This window comes from Candidatus Stygibacter australis, from assembly GCA_030765845.1.
GTDB lineage: Bacteria > Cloacimonadota > Cloacimonadia > Cloacimonadales > TCS61 > Stygibacter > Stygibacter australis.
On record JAVCDJ010000148.1, the window covers coordinates 1 to 14,511 of the forward strand.

Here is a 14,511-nt window from a genome sequence, read left to right on the forward strand (position 1 = left end):
ACAGCCTCTTCATACAATAAGAATTTACAAGTGGTAATGATTTCAGCTTGACAGATCATTTATAAAAAATCATATTCGGTAATCGATAAAACAAGAAGTTACCATAACTTTTATGCTAGGTTTTACATTAATTTGTACTATATAAATCCCTAGTAGGTACTCTCAAACTGTGTCGTGTCCGGGCTCTTTATACACAGTTCTTAACAACCTTAAGCATGATTAAGATGTTAATGATGAGTAGTTTATACGTGATTTTATTAGTTAGAATTGCGAGATCAGGGTGGATGTTGTCAATCATTTGTTTTTTATTTTAAACGGCATCCCCCGACACTGTTCGATTTCACGCTACGCTCTCAAACAACTTCGCTTTCATGAAGTCAAGAATCTAAACCGGATTTATATTCTTCTAACATATTTTTGCAACATCAATCTCAATTCATGATCCTTTTCTTAACCGCATATCGGATTTCATTTTCAATCAATTATCCATTACAATTGCGGCAGTAAACAGTATCGTCCAGTTTGCCATAAATATCGCAGATCATCTTCAAGAACGCAATGTCATTTTCTGTATTGCTCATATACTAACCTCATGTCCTCCTTGAGTCAGCCCATAGCACGTGATAACAATTAAATGTTATCACGTGCTATGGGCTGACTCACGGAGGACATTATCAAAGCAATCTGTCAATGAATTATTTAGATAGTAGGAAGTTAGTTAAAATAAATTAACTATAATGCTATCCATCAGTTAATGCTGACATTTTCTTTTATTATCATAAGTATTTGCATGTGATATTGTTTGAATACTTGATTATGTAAAATAAAAACAAAGACCCTAAAAGCTCAATCAGATAAAAAAAACTGGACATATATTACTTGGAAATAATGTTGGCCGACGTGTCGGTCAATAAAAAAGAGAGGTGAAAAGATGAGCCCGAAAATAGTGGATAAAGAAGAGAAGAAACGGGGAATTATAATGGCTGCCATGCAGGTATTTTCCGAAAAAGGTGTGGTGAAAACAAAAATGGCAGATATTGCCAAAGCCGCAAATATCGGTAAAGGCACGATCTATGAATACTTTAAGAACAAGGATGATATCTTTATCAATCTGTTTGAAATGCATTTTTCAGAAATCGGGAATGAAGCAGCTCAGATTATGGAAAAATATGATGACCCTGCTGAAAAATTAGAACAATTTGTTTCTCAGACAGTCACTTCACTATTAGAAGGTCATTATAATTTTGCACAGATCATGCTGGATATTTGGGCAGAAGGTATCAGAGAGCACAATGAGGACATCAACCGTGTTTTCAATCTGGAAAAGATCTATCAGCAATATCGAGAAGTTATCATTCAGATATTGCAGGATGGCATCGAAAGAGGCATTTTTAAGGCTATGGATACAACTTTTACAGCTTCACTATTTATCGGAGCCTTAGACGGAATATTGTTACAATGGTTGATGCAAAAGGATCTGTTTGATACAGCAACACTAGCAGATAATTTTATGAATATATTTATAAATGGAATCAAGAAGAGGTAGTAAAATGAGAAATAAACTATTAACAAAAATCGCTGAAATATCAGCTAAGAAACCTGGATTGTTATTGCTGATCACCCTGTTGATCACAATTGTTGCCATGTTTTTTGCTAAAGATCTGAAACTTTCTATGCAGTTCAAAGACCTGATGCCGCAAGACCATGCACTCGTAAAGGGATTCAATGAGATCCTCGATAATTATGATTCGGCTTCGGTTATTATTCTGGCAGCTACGGGAGATGAGAAATCACTTAAAAGTTTCGCCGAGGATGTGGCTCCCAGGATCAAAGAACTGGATGAATATGTAGCACGCGTTGATTATAAGATCAATACAGAATTTATGTTGAATAATGGAATGATGCTGCAGAAAGTGAAAGACCTTAATGACAGTGAAGAGCTGTATTCCGATTTGAATCTAATTCCCTGGTTTACTCACTTGAATGACAGCTTTGAGAAAACATATATCGATGATGATGAGAGCATTTCCACAAAACAAAAAGAAAATAATGCCATGATGATGTTTGATGGGATCGACAATATGGTGAGAACCATGACCAGATTTGGAGAAGGCGAAACAAGCAATACTGGAGCTGATAAGGCAGCTAAAACGTTTCTGATTGGTGATGAATATAGTCTTTCTCCCGAAAAGGATATGATAATTCTTATGATCCAGCCGAAATTTACGATTGATGACATAGACAAAGTCGTTGCTGCTGTAGATAAAATTGATGAAGTAATCGCTAAAATAGTGGTGAAATATCCAGGATTGGAAGCAGGCACGACCGGAACGATGTCATTAGCTCGTGATGAAATGGTTTCTGCAGAGAAGGATATGAACTACACTACGATCATCGCCTTGATCCTCATTCTGATCTTGTTCATTGTTTCTTTTAGAATGTGGATGGCTCCACTCATGGCAGGTATCACCATGATAATCGGGATAATTTGGACAGCCGGATTCGCAGCCGTCACTGTGGGCAGTTTGAATATGATGACCTCAATGTTCGGGGTAATAATATTAGGATTGGGCATAGATTTTTCCATCCATATAATCTCGATCTACACAGAATTGCGAGCAGAGGGTCATTCCATTGAAGCTGCGCTCAAAGAAACTTTCCTCAAATCGGGGGGAGGGATAATTACCGGAGCTATGACAACGGGCTTTGCTTTCTACACATTAATGGTCTCAAATTCAGCAGGAATGTTTCAATTTGGACTGGTAGCGGGAAGTGGTGTGCTTCTTTGCATGGCTGCTACATTATTCGTGCTGCCTTCTATGCTTGTGATACAGGATAAATTGGGGAAATCTCAAAAAACAAAGGTTTCCACTAAATTCAATTTCCTGGGTGGCTATTCTCAGAAACTGGCAAATCACCCATATATTACAATTGTAGCAGTTCTTTTGATAACTACATTTTTAGTGATGTCTGCATCAAAGATAACATTTGATTATAATTATCTGAATATGGAACCAGTGGGATTGAAATCAGTCAAACTACAACATCTTTTAGAAGATAAATATGATATGACACCGGATTATGCACTCTTCACGACCAATTCCATTGAAGAATCGGAAAAGATCACAGAAGAAGCCCGGGACATGAAAATGATAGGTTATGTTTCTTCTATTTCGGATTATGTTCCCAGCCTGCAGAAGCAAAAAGATCGCAGTGTAATCATCGACAATATCCGCTCCAAACTATTGAATAATAATGATATAACACCAATTCTGAATTCAGATAAAGAGATGTTGATCGAGCAGGTAGAACGCCTGCAGGATAACATCATCGAGCTGGCTCAACTTGCTTATATGGGTGGTCAGGATAAATTGGACAAAAAGGCTCAGATCCTGATCGGAGATTTTGATGATCCCCAAAATAATGGTTCAATAGCAGAGCTGTTGTCAGTTGTAGATGGGCAAGATAACTTTTTAAAGGGCGTTAATCAATTCCAGACAGGGTTTTATGGTGCTTTCAAGAAATATTCACTTTCTATGGCTTCCACTAACATCATCACTGCCGCAATGTTGCCGGATGATATCAAAAACCAGTTCATCAGCAAATCAGGAGATCAGTACCTTGTTTCCATGTATCCCAAAGAAAGTGTGTGGAATCTGTCCTTTCTGGAGCGCTTCAAAAATCAGATGAACAAACTGGATGAAAAGATCACCGGTATGCCTTTAGTATTTTATACGCTCATCGACATAGTGGGGCAGGACGGCAGAAAAGCTGCACTCTTTTCTTTGGTCATCATATTTATCTTATTGCTGATAGATTTTCGGAGCATCAAACTGGCAATATTAGCAATGATCCCGCTTGTTCTGGGTGCAATCTGGATGATAGGGGTGATGCAGCTGGTTGGATTGCAACTCACTTTATTGAATGTGATGGGGCTTCCTTTGATCCTGGGGATCGGAGTGGATGACGGAGTTCACATTATCCATCGCTATTCTGCCGAAAAACGAGGCAGTATCAGGAGAATATTCACATCCACTGGAAGAGCCGTCCTGATTACAAGTTTAACCACGATGCTGGCTTTCGGTTCATTAACATTCGCAACTTACCGTGGTTTGGGAAGTTTGGGGATAGCATTGTTTATTGGTGTGGGAACCTGCTTTTTGGTTACAGTTACCTTAATGCCGGCTGTTTTGCAATTGATAGATAATAAACGTGAGAAACTGGTTAAGGAGAACTAAAATGAAAAGAAATATAATACTATTATTAATATTGGCAATAGCAATGTTGTTAGTAGCCGATCCCACTGTTGATGAGATCATTGCAAATGTTGACAAAACCGAAAGAGTGGAATCAAGTTTCAGCACAGGTAAACAGATAATCCTTACATCTTCCGGGAAAGAAAGAACCCTGGAGATGAAGACATATTCCAAAGATGAAAACGATAAGCAATTGATGGTATACACCGGACCCGGAAGAGTGAAAGGTGATAAAATACTGATGCTTAATGACGGAGATGATATCTGGTTTTTCACTCCCAAAACTGATCGAGTCAGGCATCTTGCCAGCCATGCCAAAAAAAAGAAAGTGCAGGGAAGCGATTTCTCTTATGAAGATCTAAGTGCTGGTAACCTGGCAGATGAAAATGATTATAAATTGCTGGGAACAGAAAAAATCGCTGACAGGGAATGCTACAAACTGGAATTATTACCAAAACCTAATGGTACTCATTATTCCAAAATGATATTATGGGCAGACACAGAAAGATTTATTACCATGCAGGTAGATTATTATGAAGGCGATGAATTATTGAAGCAGTTGACCATGAGTAATATTGAATTTATTGATGGACAGTGGGTGGCTAAGAAAATGGTGATGATAAACCTGCTGGAAGGTGGTGAAACAACTTTGCTGATAGATAACATAGAATTTGGCAAAAAGCTGGATGATAATATCTTTACAACTAACAATCTTAAAAAACATTAAGAGGCAGCAATATGAAACTTGTGATTTTTATTATAACTCTCCTTTCCATTGTCTCACTCTCAGCATTGGAATTTGATCTCTTTGGCTATTATGAAAACCTGTCTTCACTTACTCTACAGGAAAATCCTGAATTCCAGTCATACAATAAATTGCGTCTGGATTTGAATAAAGAATATTCTACCTCAATCACGTTTAATTCCAACCTGGTTTTCCAGACTTATCATGGTTTAAAAAGTATTAATTTACTCGATTATATACCATCAGAAACCGTAGCCGAATACGCTCAGCAAATCGGGATTCCGGTTGCAGATCTGTCAGAGAGATTCACAGATTCTTATGAGGATGAGTTTTTTTTGGAAAATGCCTATCTAAGTATCTACAAAAAGCATTTCAACCTGAGGATTGGCAAACAGCAAATTGCGTTGGGAAGCGGCTATGCCTGGAATCCCACAGATATTTATAATCAGAAGAATATATTCGATCCCACCTATGAAAAAAGAGGTGTAAATGCTCTTAAACTGGAAATACCCTATTCTTCTGAAGGTATGATATCCACCCTTATTTCATTTGGAGAAAACTGGCAGGAATCCACCCGATCGATTATGCTGCAGCAATTTTTACTAGGCTATGATGTGCAGCTTAGCTACGCCTATAAACTGAAGTATAATATGGACTACTTAACTCTGCAGGAAAGCAGTGAAGATAGAGATATGCTGGGCATCAGCTTTTCTGGAGCACTATTGGGTCTAGGTTTCTGGGGTGAAGGAGCATACAATCTGCTATCTAATTCAGATGATTTTAGTCAGGTGATCATTGGCACAGATTTCACCTTTGAAAATGGATTATATTTGATGGCTGAATATTATTATAACGGTTTGGGAAAAACTGATGAAGATTTATTTAATTTCAATGATTGGATGGAATATTATACTGATAGCATCAATCTGGGACGCGATTATCTCTATCTGGGTGAAACATCTTCCATTGGAGAACTTATTGAGTGGTCGAATTTCATTATTGGCAATCTGAATGATAAAAGTATCAGTTACAATCCCTGGATCAATTTTTCTCTAAGTGATAACGTCGATCTTGATATATATGGCTACATAGCTTTGGGAAATGAAAAAGCAGAGTTCAGTCAATTTGAAGATTCACTGGCAGCCAGACTTAAGGTATATTTTTAGAAGCGGAGTAAAATAAACTTGAATTAATTTATAGCTCAGATAAAAAACGGGATTGAAATTCAAAGGAGTGATATGGAAAAGCCGTTAAACGATAAAAATGTATTTCCAGATGATGAAGTTCTAAGTAAATATCTGGAGGTAGCGAAAACTGCCTGGGATTCTTTTCTGGAATCACTGCAATTTGATCATCCTGATTTTAATACAGAGTGGCGTTATTATAAAGATGGCAAAAGCTGGCTTTTTAAGATCACAAAAAAGAAAAAGACTATCTGCTGGGTATCGGTTGGTGATAAGATGTTCAGGACTACATTTTATTTCTCTGATAAAGCAGAAGATATGCTGAAAAGCAGTAAACTTAAACCTGAATTCATTGATCAATTCATGAATGGCAAAAGATATGGCAAAATACGAGGATTGACAATAGAGATCAGAACTCCAGCAGATTTGGAAGTGACGAACATCCTGATTGAGATCAAAGAAAAGCTGAAGTAAGTTCTATTGCGTGCTAATCTCTCCTGATAAATAATGCTCGATTAACCCATAAACCAGCAATACCAAATAGTGATGGTATTGCCCATAAAACCAGAGCAGCTAATTTTATCTCATAATTCATACTATCACGAAAAAAGTAAAATATTGGAAAGTATACACATATGGCAAACACCATCATTCCTGAAACAAAACCCAATAAGTTTTTTTTCAGTATTCCACCAAAAGCTAAAATAGTCAATGGTAAGACCCAGATTATGTCTGCAAGAGCGATCCCCTTTTCAACATCTGCTAAAGTTTGCTCAACTTCTGTCCCAGAAAAACTCTCGTTTTGAACTCCAAGTTTTACTGCTCCTTCCCAGTTTATTAGAGAGTAGGCCTGCATTAACCAGGCAAAGAAAATCAATAATAATGCAATCAATGATATCCAGACTCCTAAAGGAAATTGCTTAAATTTTTTTTTCATTATTCCCTGTAATATTTATCAAGTTATATAAAATTCTGATTTCATTGGTATCAGTCATCCTTCACAAGACGTTTACCCAGACTAATAACTTCGTCTCTTGTGTAACCAATTGACTGATAAAATTCAATAACTGATTTATTGGAGCTGCGAACCTGCAGGTTGATTTTGGAGCAACCCATATTAAGTAGTAGCTTCTCTGCTTCCATCATTATCTCCCTTCCAAATCCTGAGTGCTGGTGATCTGGATGCACAGCCAGATAGTATATCCATCCCCGGTGTCCATCATATCCTGCCATGACAGAGGTAATGATGTACCGCTCCAGAAAGCCCACCAGGAACAATTCAGGTTGAACAGCAAGTTTACGCTGGATATCTTTATATGGGTCATTCCAGGGAACAATCAATCCACAGGCGGTCCATAACCGAATTACTTCGGCTGTATCTTCTTTCTGGAATGCTCTTATTTCTATTTTCATTGTTTTGCAACTCAGATTCGATTTCAGAAATACATCATTCTTGGAAACCTGGTGAATATTGTGAATGCAGTAGACTTAGTGAGCTATATTTTTTGATCGAATTATTGGGAAATAGTTCGATCACACCTTTTTAAAGGCACGGCATAATTTTGTGCAGATGCCGCAATCCGTGCATTTCTCAAGATCAATTCCGGGTAACGCCTGGTAATATTTTTGTGTGATCGCTCCAGCGGGACATTTTCTGATAACAGGACACACGTGATCCTGGGGGCAATAATCTTCGTTAACCTTGATCATTACTATTTTTCTTATCTTTTTTCTTTTTTATAATATCTGGCAGTAGTAAACCAAAGAAAGCTGCTCCAAAGATAATAGTTATATAAGGATTTGATGTTACCGGGCAGGAGCCACTCATGCAGCCCACAAAATGATAATAAAGCCAGCCCAGAACACCACCCGCAATAACTGATAATATTCTTATCATATTATAATACCTCCTAAAAAATTACCAAACCAAGATTGGCGTTACTAAAGTATAACTTGAATTTAGTAGATGTCAAATTTACTGAAAGAAGAGTGCTTTTGAACAGTCATATTCATTTATTTCTTTAGCATCATATAGTATTACGCTTAGGATTAAAATCAATAATAGTATTTTCTTCTTTGAATCACAATGTGAAATGAAAAACCAGCCATAAGAACAGCAAATTTTGAGTATCTTGAAAATTTAGATCATTTCCCCAGCAAATTCTTCGCCATTACGTACAAAGATTGTTGTTTTCAAGCCTTCTGAAGATTCTTTTAGTTTTTCAATATAACCTGCTTCTTCACCTTCAGCAGGGATATTAAACCCCATAAAGACAATATTAGCATTGGCGCTGTTTTCCTGTATGATCTCAATTACGGTTTTGTCTTTGGGTTTTATGATGATCTTAGTTTCTGCTTTAATGCGAACATCATTTATCATGTCATCCAGGCTCTTCAGCATGAACTGGCGATCTTCTTCTATCAAGATCACAGTATGGATAATAATTCTGGCATTTTTCCATTCACTGTTAAGACAGATCAGATGTGCCAAAAGCAGCATCAGATCTCCATTACTATGTTTACCGCGCCACCAAATATCAATACGATCATGTCCACTTATTCCCGGCAGTTCATTTATCCTGACCAGCAATGAACTTTTCTGGATCCCCGTTATCACTCTGATCGATCTAATTATTGAGATTAACCTGTCAGTTTTTTTTGACCAGCCAAACATTATCGTATTGGAATGCAATCCGGCAATACCATTTGATTGAGTAATATTGATAGTCCCGCTTTCGAACTCAGATACAACATTCACTTCATTAAAAGCAAGAATACCTGCATTCTCTAAAGTTTTGTTCATAATTGCAGTTTCTTCTTTAATATCATAAGTTCTGTCTTGCAAATCTCCTGTGATCATATTACAGACAGTGAGAATTCCACGTCGCTGATTTAAAGAATTTGCTAATTGTACCAAAGCCAGTCTTTTGCGTACATCTCCAGCAAAAACCAGAATATTGGGTCGCCAGTTACGGGGATCTTTCTCATGCGACTTCAGTTTGAGGAGAGCAAAACGTGCTAATGTTCCCCAGAATCCTGCCCTGACATCTCCCCATTCTTTTTTCATAGAGCGCCTGCGCAATATCAAAAATAATATTATCTCAAAAGCAATTCCAACAAAACATGCCAGTGGACTGATAAGGAACATCACTGCCAGTGCTCCGATTGAACCTAAAAGAGAGATATACCAGGGAACTTTGATTTTAGGACGGTAAGATGCGTCTGCTGTAAGGCTCTCAAGAGCAGCACTGAGATTGATCATTACATAAAGCGTAAGGAATAATATTGATACGAATTGAGCAACCGCATTTAGTTCTTCCAGACTTACTGCAGCCAATGCAATTGCTCCACTGATCCAGGTGGAGATTGTTGGTTGACCGGTTTTGGATAGTTTAGCCAGGAATTTTGGTGCCAGATGATCCTGAGACAGGGACTGCAATACCCGAGGACCTCCTAATACACTTCCAAATGCGGAGGATAATATTGCTCCAAATATTCCCGGAACAACCAGCCAGGAACCCAGAAAAGCTATCTTAGTCCAGGTTTCTACTCCAGTTGATGCCAGTTCTACATGACTCAATCTGCCAGTTACTGATAAAAATACTGGAACAAGTAAATAAATTATCAAACCAGTTATAACAGCGAGTAAAGTGCCTTTGGGAATAGATTTAATGGGGTTTTTGAGGTCACCACTCATCCCGATTCCGGCCGTGAAACCAGTAACTGCCGGAAAGAATACGGCAAATATATACCAGAATCCCTTTGGTGCTGTTCTATACGTGGCAGTCATCTCTGGAGCATGAAGTTCATGTGTTAGAATGCCGATAATAAGTGCAACTATTGATATTCCCACGGCGATCAATATTGGGATTTGCAATTTGAGCACTAATCCCGCACTTTTCCCAGATAAAATTGTTATGATAATTATTGTTACAGCCGTGATCCCCTGCAGCATATAATGAGGCATTTCACCCCAGCCAGGATGCCAGAACATGGCAATTACTTCTGCTATCCCAAAGCTGTAAAATGTGATACTGAGCGTTCTACAGAGATAGAGTGGGATTCCAATTGCTCCCCCAAGTTCTAATCCCAGGCTTCGTGATATCATGTAATATTCTCCACCTACACCAACACGCATATTTGTGGCAATTGAGGCAGCACTGAGAGCAGTGATAAATGTGATCGAGCTTGCCATTAGTACGATCAGCAAAGTTAAACCAAGACCCACATTACCCACTACCCAGCCAAAACGGAGATACATCACAAGACCCAGTATCGTGAGAACACTGGGGGTATAAACCCCTAAAAAAGTTCCAAATTTCTCTCCAACTGGATTAGGTATATCTTTTATATTTTCATTATTTTCCATTGATTGAAATTTAAAATTGGGCAACAAAGTGTCAAATTAATCCTAAAGTAGTTAATATATATTATCTTTTATATAAATATGAGAAATATCTCACAAATGAGAGTATAGTTGACTATTCCACAGTAACACTTTTTGCCAGATTACGAGGCTGATCAATATCCAGGTTTCTCAGATCGGCGATATGATAAGCCAGCATTTGAAGGGGAATTACTGATAAGAGCGGTTGGAGAATATCCAACGTTTCCGGAATATATATTACATCTTTACTGAAATCTTTGACCAACTCATCACCTTGAGTGGCAATTGTAATGATCCTGCCGCTTCGCGCATTCACTTCCTGAAGATTTGAGATAATTTTTTCATAAATTTCATCCTTCAGGGCAATGGCGATTACTGGCATGTTTTTATCTATCAAAGCAATAGGTCCATGCTTCATTTCAGCTGCAGGATATCCCTCAGCATGGATATAGGATATCTCTTTAAGTTTCAAAGCACCTTCCAGGGCAACAGGAAAATGTATGCCTCTTCCCAGGTATAGTGCATTTGAAGAGTCCACAATGGTTTTTGCGATTTCTCTGATATAGTCGTTGCTTTGGAGGATCAGCTCAATTTTTTCAGGTATAAGCCTTAATTCATTGATGAATCGTTTTCCATAGGCTGGTTCAATGTGATTTATCCTTCCCAGCATAACTCCCAGGAGAATAAGAACCGTAGTTTGGGAAGTAAAAGCTTTTGTGGAAGCGACTCCAATCTCAGTTCCGGCATGGATATATACTCCTCCATCAGTTTCTCTGGCTATGGTGCTTCCCACTACGTTGGTAATTCCAAAGACCTTGACACCTCTTGCCTTTGCCTCTCGCAAAGCAGCAAGTGTATCGGCAGTTTCACCGGACTGACTAATGACGAAAACAATTGTACCGGGTGTAATAATTGGGTTTCGATAGCGGAATTCACTGGCATATTCCACTTCTACAGGGATTCTGGCCAGAGATTCAATTACAAATTTACCAATTAGACCGGAATGCCAGGAAGTACCGCAGGCGATTATCTGAATTTTCTGAATGCTTCTTAATTCGGCTGGGGTCATATTCAAACCACCCAGTCTCACTGTAGACAGTTTACTTATCAACCTGCCTCGGAAGGCATTTTCAACTGAAACTGGCTGCTCAAATATCTCTTTCAGCATGAAATGCTTGTAATCACCTTTTTCTATTGCTGAAATATCCCAGTCCACTTCAGATATTTTTGCCTCAATTATCTCATTATCAAGGTTCGTGATCTCGAAGTTATCTTTTGTAATAGAGACAATTTCATCATCGTTAAGATAAATAACTTTTTTTGTATGGATAATTACAGCATTTACATCAGATGCAACAAAAAACTCATCATTACCGATTCCAAGGATCAAGGGGCTGCCTTTTCTTGCTGCCACAATTTGTTTGGGATCATCACTGCAGATCACAGCAATTCCATAAGCACCCTTAGCTAATTTCAGGGCTGTCTTTACTGCGATAACAAGATTATTATCTTTTTGATAGAAGAAACCAATCAGTTTTGCCAGAACCTCTGAATCTGTCTCACTTTCAAAAGTATAACCTTGATCCATAAGTTTATTTTTGAGAATTTTGTAATTCTCAATTATGCCATTATGAACTAAGGCGATCTTGTTTTGGCTGCATATGTGCGGGTGGGCATTTATTGCAGTTGGTTTACCATGAGTAGCCCAGCGTGTATGACCTATTCCTATATTACTATAAGTTCTTCCAGATTCAGGCAGGATACGCTCAAGTTCTACAATCTTTCCTTTTTGTTTAAAAACTTCTAATTGTAATTTTCTATTGATTATTGCCAGACCAGCACTATCGTAACCTCTATATTCGAGACGCTTTAATCCTTCCATTACAATTGGGATAGTATTTCTCTTTCCTATATATCCTACAATTCCACACATACTAAATACCTTCTATTTGTTTCATTGATTGTAGAAAATACTTAATAATCTATCTGTCAAGGTTATAATTATCAGGTAGAATATGTGAAGAATAATTCAGTGAAAGCCGGACTTGTAAAATCCTGTAGTTAGTGGCAAGGGACGATTCAAATACAGGATGGTGTAAATATATTGACCCTGGTTTACTGTACCCCCATACAATTCGCAGAGAAGGAGAAGATTGGCTGGCTGCAGCTTTCTTACTTTGTGCTTGACAGTGGAAATATTAACTGGAAAATTAAAGCTATCAATGTGATATGTCCAAAACTGTAATAAAAAAAGAAACGAGTTTTAACCTGGGAGGGATTATGAAGAAGACATTTTTAATTTGTATCTTGTTTTGTATGCTGGCAGTGATGAATGCGGCACTACTTGTTGATGGTCAAATGGAAACAGCAAACCGAAGCATTATAAATGTTCCGGGAGATTATACTACAATACAGGAAGCAATAAGTGCATCTGTTAATGGTGATACTATTTTGGTGGATGAAGGTACTTATTTCGAGAATATCAATTTTATAGGAAGAGCGATTACTATAGCCAGTTATTATCTGATCGATGAAGATTATTCCCATATAGAAAACACGATTATTGACGGCAGTCAACCTTCGAATCCTAACTATTCCTCAGTTGTGAGATATACTTCCGGGGAAGGTTTAGAATCCATATTATGTGGATTTACACTCACTGGAGGTGCTGGAAGCTATGAACCCGGTGTAGGAATGTTCGGGGGCGGGATCAGTATGCATAATTCGTCACCCAGACTGGAAAACCTGATAATAACCGATAATGTGATCCTCAATTCCAGCGGAGGCAGCGGTATATATTGCAGTATGTCATCTCCCAGTATTTATAATGTAGTAATCACTAATAATTCCAGTGGTTGGGGAGCTGGAGTATTCTGCTTCGGAAACGTGGTTCCGAGTCTGGAAAATGTGATAATTACCGGTAATTCAGCCTACGAAAATGGGGGAGGTATATTTAATAACATGACCAATATGACCTTGAAAAATGCGACTATTTCGGGTAATTCTGCAGGCGATTCAGGAGGTGGGATCTGTTGCTGGAATAATTCAGATCCAACTTTTGAGAATGTTATAATCAGTGATAATTCAGCATGGGATACAGGTGGAGGAATATATTGCTGGGACAATTCCAACCCGGTATTAAGAAATGTAATAATTACCGGTAATTCAGCCGACGAAGAGGGTGGAGGAATAGCATGCCTGACAAATTCAGGCATAGAAATGATCAATGTGACCATGTCAGATAATACTGCTGATATTGGAGGTGGGATCTGGTGCAGGAATAATTCAAATCCTGAGCTGCTAAATTGCACTTTCTGGAATGACCTACCGGAAGAGATATGTTTTCATTACGGTGATAATCCCAATACTGTTACAATTTCGTATTCAGATATTCAGGGAGGAGAAGAAGCAATCGTTATTTACAACGGAGCGGTTAACTGGCTGGAAGGTAATATTGATGAAGACCCGTTATTTGCTGGAACAGGAGAATATCCTTTCTCTTTACTGGATGATTCTCCCTGCATTAATGCCGGTATTCAGGATATAACAGGATTGGAATTACCGGAACTCGATCCTGCTGGAAACCCCAGGGTTTTTGGTGGCAGAATAGATATGGGTACTTTTGAAAATCAGAACGTTATTGTGAATACAGATGAAGAACTGGTAGATCCGGCTGCAAAGCTCAGTCAAAATTACCCAAATCCGTTCAATCCCACTACTACCATTGCCTTTGAAATCCACGGTGAGGATGCGCAACTCGGCATCTACAACATCAAAGGTATGAAGGTAAAACACTTCTCTTTAACCAGCCGGCAAACATCAATTACCTGGGATGGAACCAATGATAATGGTCAGACAGTTTCGTCAGGAGTATATTTCTACATGCTGAGATCAGGAGGTTTTGAACAAAAAAATAAAATGCTCTTGTTGAAATAATAT

General features: G+C 38.2%; 12 protein-coding genes. 6 read left to right on the forward strand and 6 right to left on the reverse strand.

Features of this window, described 5'->3' with window-relative positions:
• Positions 1-931 precede the first annotated feature (931 nt).
• From RAO94_07370 to RAO94_07390, 5 genes are all read left to right on the forward strand, one after another.
• Complete coding sequence (locus tag RAO94_07370; GenBank protein MDP8322152.1) at positions 932-1,546, forward strand: TetR/AcrR family transcriptional regulator; 615 nt, start codon at positions 932-934, stop codon at positions 1,544-1,546.
• Between the two features lie 4 nt (positions 1,547-1,550).
• Positions 1,551-4,238, forward strand: a complete 2,688-nt coding sequence (locus tag RAO94_07375; protein ID MDP8322153.1) for an MMPL family transporter — start codon at positions 1,551-1,553, stop codon at positions 4,236-4,238.
• A gap of 1 nt (position 4,239) precedes the next feature.
• Positions 4,240-4,983 carry an outer membrane lipoprotein-sorting protein gene (locus RAO94_07380; GenBank protein ID MDP8322154.1) on the forward strand — a complete coding sequence of 248 codons (744 nt, stop codon included), beginning with the start codon at positions 4,240-4,242 and terminating at the stop codon, positions 4,981-4,983.
• Between the two features lie 11 nt (positions 4,984-4,994).
• The gene (locus RAO94_07385) at positions 4,995-6,167 is read left to right on the forward strand and encodes a hypothetical protein (GenBank protein MDP8322155.1); all 1,173 of its coding nucleotides are present in this window, start codon (positions 4,995-4,997) and stop codon (positions 6,165-6,167) included.
• Positions 6,168-6,239: 72 nt separating this feature from the next.
• A complete protein-coding gene (locus RAO94_07390) occupies positions 6,240-6,659 on the forward strand; it encodes a DUF3788 family protein (GenBank protein MDP8322156.1) in 420 nt (139 codons plus the stop codon).
• Between the two features lie 13 nt (positions 6,660-6,672).
• On the opposite strand, the gene RAO94_07395 is transcribed toward RAO94_07390, so the two are convergent.
• The 6 genes from RAO94_07395 to glmS all read right to left on the reverse strand — a co-directional run bounded on the left by RAO94_07395 (position 6,673) and on the right by glmS (position 12,505).
• Positions 6,673-7,122: a hypothetical protein gene (locus RAO94_07395; GenBank protein ID MDP8322157.1), complete on the reverse strand. Its 450-nt coding sequence runs from the start codon at positions 7,120-7,122 to the stop codon at positions 6,673-6,675.
• A 50-nt stretch (positions 7,123-7,172) separates the two neighbouring features.
• The gene (locus RAO94_07400) at positions 7,173-7,598 is read right to left on the reverse strand and encodes a GNAT family acetyltransferase (GenBank protein ID MDP8322158.1); all 426 of its coding nucleotides are present in this window, start codon (positions 7,596-7,598) and stop codon (positions 7,173-7,175) included.
• Positions 7,599-7,718: 120 nt separating this feature from the next.
• Positions 7,719-7,895, reverse strand: coding sequence for a hypothetical protein (locus RAO94_07405; protein MDP8322159.1), 177 nt, complete (start codon positions 7,893-7,895; stop codon positions 7,719-7,721).
• Positions 7,882-8,082, reverse strand: a complete 201-nt coding sequence (locus RAO94_07410; GenBank protein MDP8322160.1) for a DUF6132 family protein — start codon at positions 8,080-8,082, stop codon at positions 7,882-7,884. Before RAO94_07410 ends, RAO94_07405 begins: the two co-directional genes overlap by 14 nt.
• 243 nt (positions 8,083-8,325) lie before the next feature.
• Positions 8,326-10,554, reverse strand: a complete 2,229-nt coding sequence (locus tag RAO94_07415; GenBank protein MDP8322161.1) for a hypothetical protein — start codon at positions 10,552-10,554, stop codon at positions 8,326-8,328.
• A gap of 112 nt (positions 10,555-10,666) precedes the next feature.
• Positions 10,667-12,505, reverse strand: coding sequence for a glutamine--fructose-6-phosphate transaminase (isomerizing) (gene glmS, locus RAO94_07420; protein MDP8322162.1), 1,839 nt, complete (start codon positions 12,503-12,505; stop codon positions 10,667-10,669).
• A 347-nt stretch (positions 12,506-12,852) separates the two neighbouring features.
• Here glmS and RAO94_07425 point away from each other — a divergent pair, with 347 nt between their 5' ends.
• Positions 12,853-14,508, forward strand: a complete 1,656-nt coding sequence (locus RAO94_07425) for a choice-of-anchor Q domain-containing protein (GenBank protein MDP8322163.1) — start codon at positions 12,853-12,855, stop codon at positions 14,506-14,508.
• Positions 14,509-14,511 lie beyond the last annotated feature (3 nt).